Below are 14,524 nucleotides of genomic sequence, written 5' to 3'. Positions count from 1 at the left end.
TTTGGGGCCTTTTTAGTGGTTTACCCCTTCAATTTTACGGGTTAGCCCCTTTTTATTAATTGATTTTACATCCATTTTAGCAGCATCAGCTAATAGCCAGAAGTATTAGTGGAGCTTAACCGCATCCGTAATACAATTTTGAGAGGCCTGCCTATTATGTAACCAATAACACTTTATATATTTTTTTAATGAGATCATTTATTCTTTTTTTAATTGGGGCCATTTTGTTAGCGGGCGGCCTGGTCAAAGCCCAACCTAAACATCAATTCACATTAGGAGATAAGGACTTTCTGTTAGATGGTAAGCCTTTCCAGATGATCTCGGGCGAATTACACTATCCCCGCATACCACGGGAGGCCTGGCGCGACAGAATGAAAATGGCAAAGGCAATGGGGCTTAACACCATAGGTACGTATGTTTTTTGGAACTTGCACGAACCGCAAAAGGGACAATTTGACTTCGCCGGCAATAATGATATTGTTGAATTTATTAAAATAGCTCAGCAGGAAGGCTTGTGGGTTATTTTGCGCCCCAGCCCTTATGTATGTGCCGAATGGGAATTTGGCGGCTATCCGTATTGGCTGGAAAATGAAGAAGGACTGGTTGTAAGAAGCAAGAATCCGCAATATTTAAACGAATACGAAAACTACATTAAAGAATTAGGAAAGCGATTGTCCCCCTACCAGGTAAATCATGGCGGTAACATCCTGATGGTACAAATTGAAAATGAGTATGGATCATACGGCTCTGACAAGGATTACCTGGCCGTTAATCAAAAAATGTTTAAAGACGCCGGATTTGACGGTTTGTTATATACCTGCGATCCGGCTGCCGACCTGGTAAAAGGACATTTGCCAGGTTTACTGCCGGCAGTAAATGGGTTAGATAATCCGGCCAAGGTAAAGGAGCTCATCAACCAAAACCACGATAGTAAAGGCCCCTATTATATTGCCGAATGGTATCCGGCGTGGTTCGACTGGTGGGGTACAAAACACCATACGGTTCCGGCAAATCAGTATACCGGCCGGTTAGACTCTGTACTTGCAGCAGGCATTTCGATAAATATGTACATGTTTCATGGCGGAACTACAAGGGGATTTATGAACGGGGCCAACTATAACGACCAGTCGCCGTTTGAGCCACAGATAAGCAGTTACGATTATGATGCACCACTTGATGAAGCCGGAAACGCGACACCCAAATTTTGGGCTTTTAGAAACGTAATTCAAAAACATTTACCCGCCGGCATTAATTTGCCTGTTGTTCCCCCTGTTAAACCCACCATCATAATACCTCAAATTGAGCTCAATAATGTGGCAAACCTTGACGACTTAAAACGGGAAAGCAAAAGCAGTCAAAATCCATTAACCTTTGAGGATATGAAACTCGATTATGGTTTTATGTTGTACCGAACAACGATTCCGGGAGGAAAATCCGGAATAGTGAAGGTTAAAGAGCTCAGAGATTTCGCGGTAGTGATGATCAACGGAAAAACGGTAGGAACCCTCGATCGTCGTACCGGATTAGACAGTATTAACGTCAGTTTACCTGCTGGAAATGTAACACTGGATATTTTAGTAGAAAACCTGGGCCGCATCAATTTTGGTAAATACCTGTTACAGAACAAAAAGGGAATTGTTGGTAAAGTGTTTTTTCAAAATAATGAAATAACGGCCTGGCAAAACTTTCCTTTGCCATTAAAAACGGTGGGTAGCTACAATCCTAAACCTGGTTTGGTTAACTTAAACACACCTGTTATGAAAAAGGGGACTTTTTCATTATCTTCATTGGGAGATACCTATCTCGATATGACCGATTGGGGTAAGGGCATGGTGTGGATTAACGGACATAACTTAGGCAGGTACTGGCGAACCGGCCCTCAACAAACTTTGTATGTACCGCGCGAATGGTTGCATACCGGCAAAAATGAGGTATTAGTTTTTGAACTGCTAAAACCCGAAAACCAAAAACTGTCGGCGGTGAACAAACCGGTTTTAGATCGCTTACAATAAGCGGGATTTTATTCGCAATACTCCTTAGCAATATCGTCGGGGAGCCTGATTATATTATATTTTAACTGCTGGCAGTAATGCTTTTGCAAAGGATGATCTTTTATTTTAACATGAACCATATAAGAATTGCAATCAGTATTGCTTTAATTGTTTTTTTCTCGCTCAATTGTCAATTAGCAGCCTTCGGGCAAAAAAGCAAACACAATTTTAAGCAGGGGTATAAAGGTTACTTATTTGCCTATTTTACCGGAAATCAGAAAAGTGAAGAGGCCATCCGGTTCGCGATCAGCATGGATGGGTACCACTATCTTTCCTTAAACCACAATGAACCGGTTATAAATAGCTCGGTTATCAGCGAAACCGGCGGCGTTCGGGACCCTCATATCCTGAGATGTGCCGATGGGAAAACATTTTATATGGTTGCAACAGATATGGTTTCCGCTAACGGATGGAACTCTAACCGTGGATTGGTGTTACTTAAGTCAAACGATTTGATCCATTGGTCTTCTGCTCATATTAATTTTCAAAAACGTTTTCCCAATCAGGATAGTCTTTTGCGTGTATGGGCGCCTCAAACCATATATGACAATGTTGCTAAAAAGTATATGGTTTACTTTTCTTTAAAGCACGGCGGTAACCCGGATAAGATATACTATATATATGCTAATAAAGATTTTACTGATTTTGAAGGGGAGCCTAAGCAGCTATTCTTTAGTCCGGATAATGCAGCTTGTATAGACGGGGATATCGAGAAAAAAGACGACAAATACTATTTGTTCTTTAAAACAGAAGATAGGGTACCTGGAATTAAAATTGCAGTTTCCAAAAGCTTAACCGGTGGATATGCGCTTCAAAGCGATCAATACGTTCAGCAAACTACACTACCGGTTGAAGGGGCCGGTACTTTTAAATTAAATGATGGCAGTGGATTTATTTTGATGTATGACATGTATACCAGCGGCCGTTACCAGTTTACAAAATCAACCGATTTAAAAAACTTTAAGGTTATAGATAAAGAGGTGACCATGAATTTTAAACCACGGCACGGTACTGTTATGCCGGTGACCTTAAAGGAAATTAAAAAGCTTATTAGTAGCTACACGACTGCGGATGTTGTTCTCCGAACCGTTAATGAGAGCGGGAGAACCCGAAACGAACTGGTAGTTGATACGGTTAAAAAAAAGGTTATATACCCTTAGTGCCAGGTTCAAACGCAAAGCTTTTTAAACCCGAGTTTGCCCGTTAAGCCTGGGATATCCATAGTACCGGGCAAAAAGGTTGATTTTTTTAAAGGTGCTGTACCATATCGTATTACAATTATGGGGCATAAACCTGTATTTTACACGCTGTCGACAACAGAAAGCGCATTCCCAAAATCTTCGGAACGTTAGGGAGATAATTAAGTGTACCGTCAATGCTAAAATGCTTTTTCGATAATTGGTTCAATGTTTAAAAGCTGACGATGCAAAGAAAAAAAGCAGCGAAAAAAAATCAAATTGCTTTAACATTTTTAACAATTTGTTATGTGGAACATATAGGAGAAGGTATTCTTATGATGTGCGGATTGAAGCCACCTGTTTGTTGTTCGGCTTCTTAAAACATTTTTTTACTTTTAATCAAACGTTTGGCCATTATGTATGAGTCGCTATTTAACTATATACATCGCTATAGCGAATCCCCACTTACAAGTGCGGAGGAAGAATTGATCAAAAATTCTTTTTTTCCAAAGGCTTTAAAAAGGAAACAAATGTTCTTAGAGCAGGGGCACGTCTGTCAGTATACCGGCTTTATCCTAAAAGGTGCCATGAGGCTATATAGCATCGATTCAAATGGCACCGAGCACATTATACAATTAGCTATTGAAAACTGGTGGATGGTTGACCGTGAAAGTTTTTTGATGAAAACCCCTTCTGTTTATAATATTGACGCCTGGGAGGATACTGAGTTACTGACTTTAAAACATGACGGTTTATTGCAAATTTTGAACATTCCAGCCATCAAAGAAATGTTTTGGCAAATGAATCAAAGCAATTTCATCGCTTCACAAAAAAGATTAAATTACTCCATTACTTTACCTGCTAAAGAGCGGTATGAAGAACTGTTAAAAAACTACCCGGAATTTGTGCAGCGTTTTCCGCAACATACTATTGCCTCCTATTTAGGTATAAATAAAGAAACGCTTAGCCGGGTTCGCAGTAAATTAGTAAAAAAATAACAGCTATCTCCTGCTAATATTCGTCCTTCCACTGATCCAATTTTCTTTAATGACAAATGTCATCGTTCTTCTTTTTCCGGCCCGCTAACTTTGTTTTATAAATCAGTAAAAAAGATTTTGTAAACAATTAAAACTTCAGAAAATGAAACAATTCAAAAAGGATGATACAGTAATGTTATTGGTGGATCATCAGGTAGGTACACTTAATTTTTGTGCAAACAGACCACACGAAATGATAATAAGCAGAACAAGGGCATTGGCGAGATTGGCTAAGGCACTTAATATCCCCGTTGTACTTACAAGCAGCCAGGAAGACCATGCCCAAGGCCCTTTACTACAGGATTTACAAGATCTGCTTCCCGAAGAGTATGCTAATCGTGTAAAACGCTCAGGAATTACCAATGCCTGGGATGACGAGGCTTACAAAACAGCGGTATTGAAGGCCGCCAACGGCAGGAAAAATGTTATTATGGCAGGGCTTACTAATGATGTTTGTATCGTTTGGCCTTCTATCTCCATGCAGGAAGAAGGATTTAACGTTCAGGTAGTCATCGACGCCGGTGGCTCCCCTTCTCAAGTTGCCGATGATATAGCTCAGCAAACCTGGGAAAGCAAAGGCGTACGGACTACAACCATTAACCAGTTAATATCAGAACTGGTACATAACTGGGCTACAGAAGAAGGGCAGAATGTATTGCCAATTCTTTTTGAAGAGGTAATGTCAAAGGTTGGGCAGTTTGCCTGAAATTAAATTATAATTATCAGGATCAGGACAATGCTATCCCATTATCCTGATCCCTTAAAAAATGACTTATGTTACAAAAAATAAGCAATTCCCTGTTTGTCGGTAACGGCCCTATCAAAATACTGTACCCTGGTTTAGCTGTTTCAAATACAGATACCGGCATTGGCAGTATCGGCAGGATTGACCATCCCGAGATTCACGGAAACACGGTTATTAAGATGCATCCGCATATCAATGACGAAATACTTTCCTATTTCAGGACCGGAAAAGCAGAGCACAGCGACTCTAAAGGCATTGTAAAAATGATTGGCAAAAAAACACTGATGCTGATGAAAGCCGGTAAGTCATTTTACCATGAAGAAAAAATAATTGGTGAAGGCGAGCCATTGGAAGGGCTACAGATATTTATCCGTCCCGGCAAAAAGGATTTGCAGCCAGAAGTGGTCTTTCTTGATCTGGAAACTATCCACAGCGAAAATAAATGGAGGTTACTTGCCTCTCCTACTACAGCAACAACTTTTCAGTTCAGCAGCCAAACCTGGCTGTATGATATGAAGCTGCTGGGCGGCAATAGCTCAGAAATACCCGAATTATCTAAAAATGGCCTTACGGCATTACTGTATGTATTTCAGGGAGCAATCCGGGTGAATGACAGTATCGATCTGAAAAAAAAGGAGGCCATTGTGTTCAAAGACGAACAAGTTGTTATTACTGCGTCTGGAGATGCTGAATTGGTATTGTTTGTAACAGACGAAGAAGGAGAAATTTTCAAAGGCGGTATGTATAGCGGGAATCAAAGATAATGAAGTCTAACCTAAAGATCATCAGGTATACGCAGGGTGCTCTTTAGAAAAAAACACAATGACGGGCTGAACAATGACGGGCTGAACAATGACAGGTGTCTTATTTTCAGTTTAAATTCCTGTATTTTATGCAAAATAAAATACACTATCTTTCCATATGCAGCACCAAGAATTTGCGCCTCCCGAAGAGCTACAAGATTCCATAAAATGTTTTTGGTACAACAGCAGAGACTTCGGGGAACAGCTATCTGATTTTGAAGTACAACCCGATGGCTATGCCGAAATTATTTTTCATTTCGGGAACGGTTGCAGCATTGCCCGGGATGGCAGCTTGCAGCCATTGCCATCGCCGTTCATGATGGGGCTGCTCAACCAGCCTGTTGTTTTTTACGCCAAAAACCGCCTGGAAATTATTGCCATCAGGTGCTTTCCCTGGACGGTGTTCGATTTACTTGGGCTGCAGGCGGTTAAAGGCGGTGTGCACATGTTTGAGCATCCTATTGCGCAGCTTCACCCAACGTTAAAAAACTGCATTGAAGCCGGCAGGATAGATGAAGCACTGTCCGTGATAAAACAATATTTCCTTAATGCCCGGTCGGCGGTTGCAGCCAACAGTATGCTATTTAAAGCAGGAGTTGCGATGAGCAAAGCAAAGGGTACCATGCCGGTAAGCCAGGTAGCGGCAGCAGCCCATGCCACCGTTCGTACGCTGGAACGGAACTTTAAGCAATCGTCTGGCCACACGGTTAAAGATGTGTCCGGTTTAATGCGTTTTGAGCAGGTACGTAACCAATTATGGCTTTATCCGGATATCAACCTCGCCGGTTTAGCCCATGAGCTCGGTTATACAGATCAATCTCACCTAAGCCGCGAGTTTAAGCGGTACAGCGGCAGTACGCCAGCCGCCTTCGCTCGGAAAGCAAAGCAAGGGAAGCCTCCTGTAGGCAACGATTTTGTCGCGTTTGTACAAGCCTGAAACAGCGGCATTGCTGAATTTTGTGTATCAAATCATTCCATATGAAAGTTACACTTGAAGGCGATAAATCAGCACAAAATAATTCTATCTACGATGTGATAGTTTCCGGCGCCGGGCCTGTAGGCCTGTTCCTGGCCTGCGAACTGGCCCTGGCCAAACGTTCGGTATTGATACTGGAAAAAGCCGAGAACCCGCACTCACCACTAAAACAATTACCATTCGGGATCCGGGGGCTCTCGGCACCTACTATCGAGGCGCTGTACCGGCGTGGATTGCTACAACAACTTGAGGTACACAAGCGCCTTAAAAATCCTCATCAAAATGCCGGGCAAGGGTTACGGCGGCAGCTGGGGCATTTTGCCGGCATTCCGTTTCATGAAGGCGATATTGACACTAATCAATGGACGAATCGTCTGCCCGGCTCAACAGATACCAGCTTAATTTCTGAAATGGCGGAGCTTGAAACTGTACTGGCCCGTCGCGCCGAGACTCTTGGCGTAGAACTCAAGCGTGGCCTTGCCGTTACTGACATTCATCAAACCGAAGACCGAGTAACTGTTCAGTCTGGCGAACAATCTTTTCAAGGTAAATGGCTGGTAGGTTGCGATGGAAGCCGTAGCGTTGTTCGCAAGTTGGGCGGTTTTGAATTCGCGGGCACCGAGCCTGAATTTACCGGCTACACCACCCGTATTGACATTGCCGATCCTGAGAAGCTAAAACCGGGCCGGAACGTGACGCCCAGGGGCATGTACCTCCAATCTCAACCAGGTTACCTAATGATACAGAATTTTGATGGCGGGGCATTTCATGGCTCAGAAAAACCAATAACCCGTGAACACGTACAGGAGGTGTTACGCCGTATTTCGGATACCGACGTTACCATTAATACCCTGCATATTGCAACCACGTGGACCGACAGGGCACGACAGGCCATAACCTACCGCAACGGACGGATACTTTTGGCCGGCGATGCAGCTCACATTCATTCGCCGTTGGGAGGCCAGGGGCTTAACCTTGGGCTTGGCGATGCCATGAACCTGGGCTGGAAACTTGCTGCAACTATCCAGAATAAAGCGCCGAAAGGCCTGCTGAACAGTTATAATACCGAACGGCACCCAATTGGCGCACAGGTTTTGGATTGGTCGCGCGCGCAGGTTGCCATCATGAAACCAAGCCCGGGAGCCCGCGCACTGCAAGCAATTATGCGCGACCTAATGAATACGCGCGATGGCGCCACCTATTTTGCAGGACGTGTTTGGGGTGTTTCCACCCACTATGATCTTGGCGGTCATCACCCCCTGGCAGGCTACAGTGTTCCCAACTTTGAGCTGGGGGATGGTACAAAAATTGGCGAGCTTATGCACGATGGCATGGGAATACTGCTGGATTTCGATGCCAACACTTCGCTTAAAACTTTAGCGGGGGAATATAGCGACCGGATGAAATACATCTCGGGTACCACAAAAGAGCGATTAGGTGTAAGCGCCGCGCTGATACGCCCGGATGGGATTATCGCGTGGGCTGCTTCGGGCGCCCCGGATTATAGTGAACTGCAAATGGTTGCGGCCCGCTGGTTTGTTGGTAGTTAAAGGAGGCAAGTAATCACCTCCATTACCATCCTTTTATATATCCTTTTTGATAAAAAAAATATTCACTTACCTCTGAAAATGATAATCGCCGCCCTTAACCGAAACTTTTTGATAGGTTTTACCCAACGCATCGGGCACAAAAATATCAGCAGTTGTGTTTTGTGGGATGGTAACCGACATATCAAGCTTGCCACCTTCTATTTTCCACTTACAGCTGATGTGTCCGTACGGGCAATCGTAACCGCCCTCGGCCCAGGTTAGGCCTCCGCCTATAGCTGGCTTAATAATTATTTTTTTATAACCGGCCTCTCCCGCCTGTATGCCGGCTATGTTTTGATACATCCAATCGCCAATGGCGCCATAAGCGTAATGATTGTAGGAGTTCATAGACGATTCCTCGAAGCTGCCATCGGTCCTGATGCCATCCCATCTTTCCCAAATGGTTGTGGCCCCGGCCTTTATAGGGTATAACCACGATGGATAGGTATCCTGTAACAACAACCTGTAAGCCACATCTGCATGACCAAACTTGCTTAGGGCATCGCAAAGGTATGGGGTGCCTAAAAAGCCAGTTGTAAGGTGATAATCATACTGCTTTATATTTTTAACCAGCCGTTCGGCAGCTTGTTGCCTTAGGGCTACAGGTAGCATGTCAAACTCAAGCGCCAGCACGTAGGCCGTTTGTGTATCAGATGATATCAAGCCATTTGGTGTAACATATTCCTTTACAAAGGCATTTTTTATCCTTTGCAATAATTGTGTATAATATTGTTCGTCGGCCTTTTTGTTCAGGACTTTGGCGCTGCTAAGTAAAATCTGTGTTGAATGGGCATAAAAACATTGGGCTATTAAATATTTATTGGTGATGGCAGATGTACCATCCCTGTCGTTGTTCACACTGTAAAACAGCCAATCGCCGAAATGATTACCGGTAACCCAAAGGTCGTTTTTGGTTTGCTTTTCAATGTACTTAACCCAGGCTTTCATACTCGCGTACTGATTTTCCAAAACCTGTTTATCACCATAAGCCGAGTACACTGTCCACGGTACAATGGTTGATACATCGCCCCAGCCGGTACTGCCGCCAACTTCATTATTGCCGTTAGTAAAAACATCGGGGATGATATAGGGGATACTTCCGCTGGGGTACTGGTCGGCTGCCACATCTTTAAGCCACTTGGTAAAAAAGTTGTGCACGTTCATGTTGTACGATGCCGTGCGCGAAAACACCTGCGCATCCCCCGTCCAGCCCAGCCGTTCATCGCGTTGCGGGCAATCAGTAGGTACATCTAAAAAATTGCCCCTTTGCCCCCATTGAATATTGTGTTGTAATTGGTTAAGCGATGGATTTGAGCATGCAAAACTCCCCGTGACCTTCATATCCGAATATAAGGCTATCCCGGTAAAATCGGCCGGATTTAGTTCGCCTTTAATACCTGCTACCTTAATATACCTGAAACCCTGCCACGTAAACTGCGGCTCGAAAGTTTGCTTGCTGTTATCCTTTAAAATGTAAATATTTTGCGCTTTGGCAGCGCGCAGGTTTTCGGTATAAAAATTGCCTGCCTTATCTAATACCTCGGCGTGCGATATCATAATGGAATCGCCGGCATGGCCCTGAACAGTAACTTTTACCCAACCTACCAGGTTTTGACCAAAGTCGATCACTTTTTCGCCGCGGGGAGTGGTGATGATTTTAACAGGTTTGAATGTTTCATGCTGCCTAACCGGCTCATTGATGGTGGCCACCAGGTTGTTTTTATCCAGGGTCTGTACTTTTACACCCTGCCAATCCCGGTCGTTAAAACCGGCCTCCGACCAACCCTGCCGGGCAAGCCGGGTATCCAGGATACATCCATCGTAAATTTCGGCAAAGCGCAGGGCGCCGGTTGATGACTTCCAGCTTTCGTCGGATACAATCAGTTTTTCGGTGCCATCGGTGTAAACTATTTTAATTTGCAGCAAAAGCGCAAGGGTTTTCCCATAAAAATCCGGCCGTGGATTGTACGGCCCCAGCGGGCTGCGGTACCAGCCACTGCCAAGCGCCACTCCAATAGCGTTATCGCCCGATTTTAAAAGATCTTTAACATCATAAGCCTGATATTGCAGCCTTTTGTTGTAGCTTGTCCACCCGGGTGTCAGGTAGGCATCACCCACCTTTTTACCATTGATTTGAGCCTCATAAAACCCATGGGATGTGATATAGGCGGTTGCCTTGCTAACCTGTTTGTTTAACAAAAACCCCGTCCTTAATAACGGGACAGGGCCATTCACTGCATCGGGAGTTGAAGGGCCTATCCATTTTGCCTGCCAGTCGGCCGGTGATAATAGCCCCATCGTCCACAAGGCAGGTTCGCTCCAGGCGGATTGTTTGCCGCTGATATCCCAGGTCCTTACCTTCCATGAATAACTATGTCCCGATTGCAACGTTTGGCCTCCGTATGGCACATACAACGTTTGGCTTGATAACACCTTACCTGTTGACCATAAACTAACGGGTTTGCCACCTTCCGCATCAATAGCATCTACCTGAACCTCGTAAGCAGCCTGGCTGTTGGCCTTGCTGCCATTTGCAACCAGCTGCCAGCTAAACCGGGGACTACGGGCATCAATGCTGATGGGATTTTTCTGATCTTCGGTTAAAAGATTGGTGGCGGTTACCTGTGCTGTACCAATTTTGCATACTAATAAGAAACAGGCCGAGGCAAGGGTTATTCTCATATATAGGTTAATGTTTTTATTGTCTAAAGTCGACCATCAAAAACCGGGATAGCCTGGTTAGCGGCCATGCTGGCATAGTTTGTTTTCCAACTTCATCTTTATCCTTCAGAAGCAAATGGGTTATCACAGGCTTTATTGGTTCACTCGCCACAAAGGGCATAACCGGTTGTTAAAAGCCAAAACAATTCAATTACAATCACTCGAAACAATACGTATTCAACAATATTTTATCATTGGTTGCCAACCTGGCAATTCGATAGATTATAAATGGTTAATCAAAATTAAATTAAGCAGATATGATAACCGTCCCTTTCTGTCCTGCAAGACAGAGAGCTTTTGTATAGCTATTCGCTGTTCGGTAATGATGCTCCTTTTGAGGCGGTACGACAGGGAGTAAATTTTAGAGCAATTCAAAAATCGGGTATCCCTTTTATTATTTTAAGTCGGATTGTATAGGTAACACAGATGCGGTTACTGATTAGTTTCTAAAGATATTCTTTGTTGACACGTCCGGGCTTGTTCTACACGAATCAGAGGCATAGCCTCGGCCAATCTTGTAGCCCCGGGTTTTAACCCGGGGACAGAAACGAAGAAAACGATTGAGAGCCGTAGGTTCGACCCATATGAGCAATGCGTGTATATCGTTTGAGCAAAATTGAAATACGTGGATTTACCCCAAAATATCGGCCGTGCCGATTGCACTCTCGCTGTCCTTTGGCCAATCATCCACGGGTTGAAACCCGTGGCTACAATATGTGTCGGGCCGATGGCCCTTAGAAATAATTATGTAAAAGCTAATTGAAATCGAACAACCATACAAACCATCATAGAGCCCTTTTTATTGAAGAATAAAGTTGTTGCATAATTTAGCTTGGCGGCATTAAGCCAAAACTTATTAGCTGTGTAGGAAATCGCGTTTTAAATTTATAAGATTTAATTCGCGCAACGATGCAGAGACGCAAAGTGATTTGCTTATTTTTCTTTTGCGACTTTGCGCGAAAAATCTAATAACTTGATACCATTGATGCCTATATAGCACAATATAGTTGATCATGAAATCTTAAACGCAATTTGCCCTTTTTATTGGTGGATAAGGTCGCTGTCTATTTTTATTTGACTTACCCTTATTCAAGTTTTACCGGCCAGGCTGATATTGAGGTTGTGTCGCCCATTTAGCGTCCGGGTTATCCTGCATAAAAAATTCCAGGCTGCCGCCGTTCATGATCTCTTTATAGCTGATATAATTACTCAAGCTTAGCTTCCCGTTCCGCTTAACCTGGTAAATGTGTGCTGAATTTTTACTTTTCTTGTGGCAGGTTATGGTTACGCTTTTCCCGTTGGGCAGCTTCAATATTATTTTATCAAAAATTGGCGAACATAATACAAATTGGCCCGATACCGGGTTTACCGGATAAAAACCCATAGATGCAAACATATACCAGGCCGACATCTGCCCCGCGTCGTCATTACCTCCCAAACCACCCGGACCATCGCTGTACTCCGTTGTAAGTATCTCCCGAACCTCCTGTTGGGACTTCCAGGGAGCAGGGGTATAATTGTACATAAACGGAATCTGGTGCCCCGGCTCATTGCCGTGCCAGTATTCTTTTTTCAAAAACAAGCTATCCAAAGCCGACTCCAGTTTGGCAGGACCGCCCATTAGTTTTGAAAGACCCGGAATATCCTGGGGTGCGTAAAATGTGTATTGGCGGGGCGTGCCCTCGGTAATATAGCTTTCTTTTTTGTCGGGGTTGTAATCCGTTATCCAATTGCCATTGGCGTAGCGGCCCCGTACCATGCCTGTTGCCGGGTCAAATACGTTTTTATAGTAGCCTGCCCGCCTGGTCAATGATTTATAATCTGCTGTTTTACCTAATTTCCGGGCGAATTGCGATAAGGCATAATCGTCATAAGCATACTCCATCGTACGGCTAACCTGCTCTTTTTTATGGAAGGCATCGGGCACGCTATCTTCCAGCGGTATATAGTGATATTTTAAATAGCTATCCAGGGCCCGGCGGCCTTTGCCTTCTACATAATCAGCTTTATTGGCCGGTATATCAAATGCGTTGTGCCGCAATAAACCATATGCTTCGTTTGCATCATAATCGCGGATGCCCTTAAGATACGCGGAGCTGATAACCGAGGCTGTGTGATCGCCTATCATTTCTGATGTATAATTGTTCCAGCAAGGGAATATAGGCATCCAGCCCCCCTGCCTGCCTTTGATGATCAGCGACCGTACCAGGTCATTTACAAAAGCGGGCTTCAGTATTTCATACAGGGGAATTTCGGCGCGATAAATATCCCACATCGAAAAATCATCGTAGTAATTGCCCTTTGCCAACTTTGCGTTTTTATAGCCGGTAGCAAACATAGGGTAGCTGCCATCCACATCGCTAAACAACCGGGGCTGCTGCATGGTATGGTAATAGGCCGTGTAAAAAATATTTTTATCCTTCAGGTTATCGGTAGCAACGCTAATTTGACTTAAGGCTTTTTGCCAAACCTCCTTACAGGTTACAACTGCTTTGTCAAAATCAAACCCGGGCATTTCGGCCTGTAAATTTTTACGGGCGCCATCCAGGCTGGTAAATGAGGTACCTATCCGGATCACCAGCTTTTCGCCTTTGTCCATTTTAAAACCAGCAAATGCGCCTAAACCTGGCATGTCTTTAAGGCTTGTGGCCGATAAAATCTTCTCCCCGGTAAAAGTCCCCGCGCGATTGGCCTGTTTTTCAAAACGGATTACAAAAAAGCCGTTAAAACCGGCGCTTTTACCCCATCCCTGGTAAATGCGATGCGCCGGATTATAACCGCATATTTCTCCGCGTTGGGCATCCACCTGTACATAGCCTTCGTGCCTGTCGCTGTTGGGAGTAATCAGTAAATAAAGGCTATCTGCGTTATCCATCGTAAACTGCATTATCCCACAGCGTGGGGTAGCGGTTACGGCGGCATGAACGTTATATTCAGCTAAATTAACCTGGTATAAATAGGGGGTTAACAGCTCATCGGTGTGTTTAAATGAGGTTTGGTAATTGTTGGTTTTTAATTTCCCGGTTATGGGCATAATGGTAAAGCTGCCGTAATCCTGCGTACATGAACCACTTAACCAATGCGAGCCGCGCAGACCGTAAAACAGGCTATCTTTATAAAGATACGGTGGTACACACTTATTTTCAGTTGCCTGGGTTTCCGGCGTCCACTGCGTCATTGCGAAAGGGGTAGTTACCGCGGGGATGGTATTGGCCTGTGATGCGGCATAGCCCGAACCGTGCTTTATTGCCGATGCTGTTGTGGCAACAGCGGTACCGGCCAATGGTTGTACATATTTAACAACATCCTGCGCAAATGCAGATGCCGAAATAGCCAGCAGCAAAAAAGTAAAATATAAACGTAGCGCTTTAAATAGTATCATATAGCCCCCTCTAAATCTCCCCCGGTAGGCTACCGTGTGTAC

Annotated in this window: 9 protein-coding genes; 7 read left to right on the top strand and 2 right to left on the bottom strand. The window is 44.3% G+C overall.

Going from position 1 to position 14,524, the window contains the following annotated elements; all coding sequences use genetic code 11:
- Window positions 1-188 precede the first annotated feature (188 nt).
- From BMX56_RS05325 to BMX56_RS05290, 7 genes are all read left to right on the top strand, one after another.
- Window positions 189-2,012, top strand: coding sequence for a glycoside hydrolase family 35 protein (locus BMX56_RS05325; RefSeq protein ID WP_090642009.1), 1,824 nt, complete (start codon window positions 189-191; stop codon window positions 2,010-2,012).
- Between the two features lie 110 nt (window positions 2,013-2,122).
- Window positions 2,123-3,211: a glycoside hydrolase family 43 protein gene (locus tag BMX56_RS05320; protein ID WP_090642006.1), complete on the top strand. Its 1,089-nt coding sequence runs from the start codon at window positions 2,123-2,125 to the stop codon at window positions 3,209-3,211.
- Between the two features lie 434 nt (window positions 3,212-3,645).
- On the top strand, window positions 3,646-4,227 hold the full coding sequence (locus BMX56_RS05310) for a Crp/Fnr family transcriptional regulator (protein WP_090641999.1): 582 nt from the start codon (window positions 3,646-3,648) through the stop codon (window positions 4,225-4,227).
- A 142-nt stretch (window positions 4,228-4,369) separates the two neighbouring features.
- Window positions 4,370-4,972 carry an isochorismatase family protein gene (locus tag BMX56_RS05305; protein WP_090641996.1) on the top strand — a complete coding sequence of 201 codons (603 nt, stop codon included), beginning with the start codon at window positions 4,370-4,372 and terminating at the stop codon, window positions 4,970-4,972.
- A 68-nt stretch (window positions 4,973-5,040) separates the two neighbouring features.
- Window positions 5,041-5,775, top strand: coding sequence for a pirin family protein (locus tag BMX56_RS05300; protein ID WP_090641993.1), 735 nt, complete (start codon window positions 5,041-5,043; stop codon window positions 5,773-5,775).
- A 157-nt stretch (window positions 5,776-5,932) separates the two neighbouring features.
- On the top strand, window positions 5,933-6,751 hold the full coding sequence (locus BMX56_RS05295) for an AraC family transcriptional regulator (RefSeq protein WP_090641990.1): 819 nt from the start codon (window positions 5,933-5,935) through the stop codon (window positions 6,749-6,751).
- A 41-nt stretch (window positions 6,752-6,792) separates the two neighbouring features.
- Complete coding sequence (locus BMX56_RS05290; RefSeq protein ID WP_090641987.1) at window positions 6,793-8,340, top strand: FAD-dependent monooxygenase; 1,548 nt, start codon at window positions 6,793-6,795, stop codon at window positions 8,338-8,340.
- Window positions 8,341-8,406: 66 nt separating this feature from the next.
- On the opposite strand, the gene BMX56_RS05285 is transcribed toward BMX56_RS05290, so the two are convergent.
- On the bottom strand, window positions 8,407-11,061 hold the full coding sequence (locus BMX56_RS05285) for a glycoside hydrolase family 78 protein (RefSeq protein ID WP_090641983.1): 2,655 nt from the start codon (window positions 11,059-11,061) through the stop codon (window positions 8,407-8,409).
- A gap of 1,135 nt (window positions 11,062-12,196) precedes the next feature.
- A complete protein-coding gene (locus BMX56_RS05280; RefSeq protein WP_090641980.1) occupies window positions 12,197-14,482 on the bottom strand; it encodes a GH92 family glycosyl hydrolase in 2,286 nt (761 codons plus the stop codon).
- Between the last annotated feature and the right edge of the window lie 42 nt (window positions 14,483-14,524).

The organism is Mucilaginibacter sp. OK283 (genome assembly GCF_900110415.1).
Classification (GTDB): domain Bacteria; phylum Bacteroidota; class Bacteroidia; order Sphingobacteriales; family Sphingobacteriaceae; genus Mucilaginibacter.
The sequence above is the reverse complement of the archived record's forward strand: the minus strand, read 5'-3'. Positions and strand labels throughout refer to the sequence as shown.

Excerpts from the sequence above, each read along its gene's own strand:
- BMX56_RS05325 (WP_090642009.1), top strand. The coding sequence starts at position 189 with ATGAGATCATTTATTCTTTTTTTAATTGGGGCCATTTTGTTAGCGGGC.
- BMX56_RS05320 (WP_090642006.1), top strand. The coding sequence starts at position 2,123 with ATGAACCATATAAGAATTGCAATCAGTATTGCTTTAATTGTTTTTTTC.
- BMX56_RS05310 (WP_090641999.1), top strand. The coding sequence starts at position 3,646 with ATGTATGAGTCGCTATTTAACTATATACATCGCTATAGCGAATCCCCA.
- BMX56_RS05305 (WP_090641996.1), top strand. The coding sequence starts at position 4,370 with ATGAAACAATTCAAAAAGGATGATACAGTAATGTTATTGGTGGATCAT.
- BMX56_RS05300 (WP_090641993.1), top strand. The coding sequence starts at position 5,041 with ATGTTACAAAAAATAAGCAATTCCCTGTTTGTCGGTAACGGCCCTATC.
- BMX56_RS05295 (WP_090641990.1), top strand. The coding sequence starts at position 5,933 with ATGCAGCACCAAGAATTTGCGCCTCCCGAAGAGCTACAAGATTCCATA.
- BMX56_RS05290 (WP_090641987.1), top strand. The coding sequence starts at position 6,793 with ATGAAAGTTACACTTGAAGGCGATAAATCAGCACAAAATAATTCTATC.
- BMX56_RS05285 (WP_090641983.1), bottom strand. The coding sequence starts at position 11,061 with ATGAGAATAACCCTTGCCTCGGCCTGTTTCTTATTAGTATGCAAAATT.
- BMX56_RS05280 (WP_090641980.1), bottom strand. The coding sequence starts at position 14,482 with ATGATACTATTTAAAGCGCTACGTTTATATTTTACTTTTTTGCTGCTG.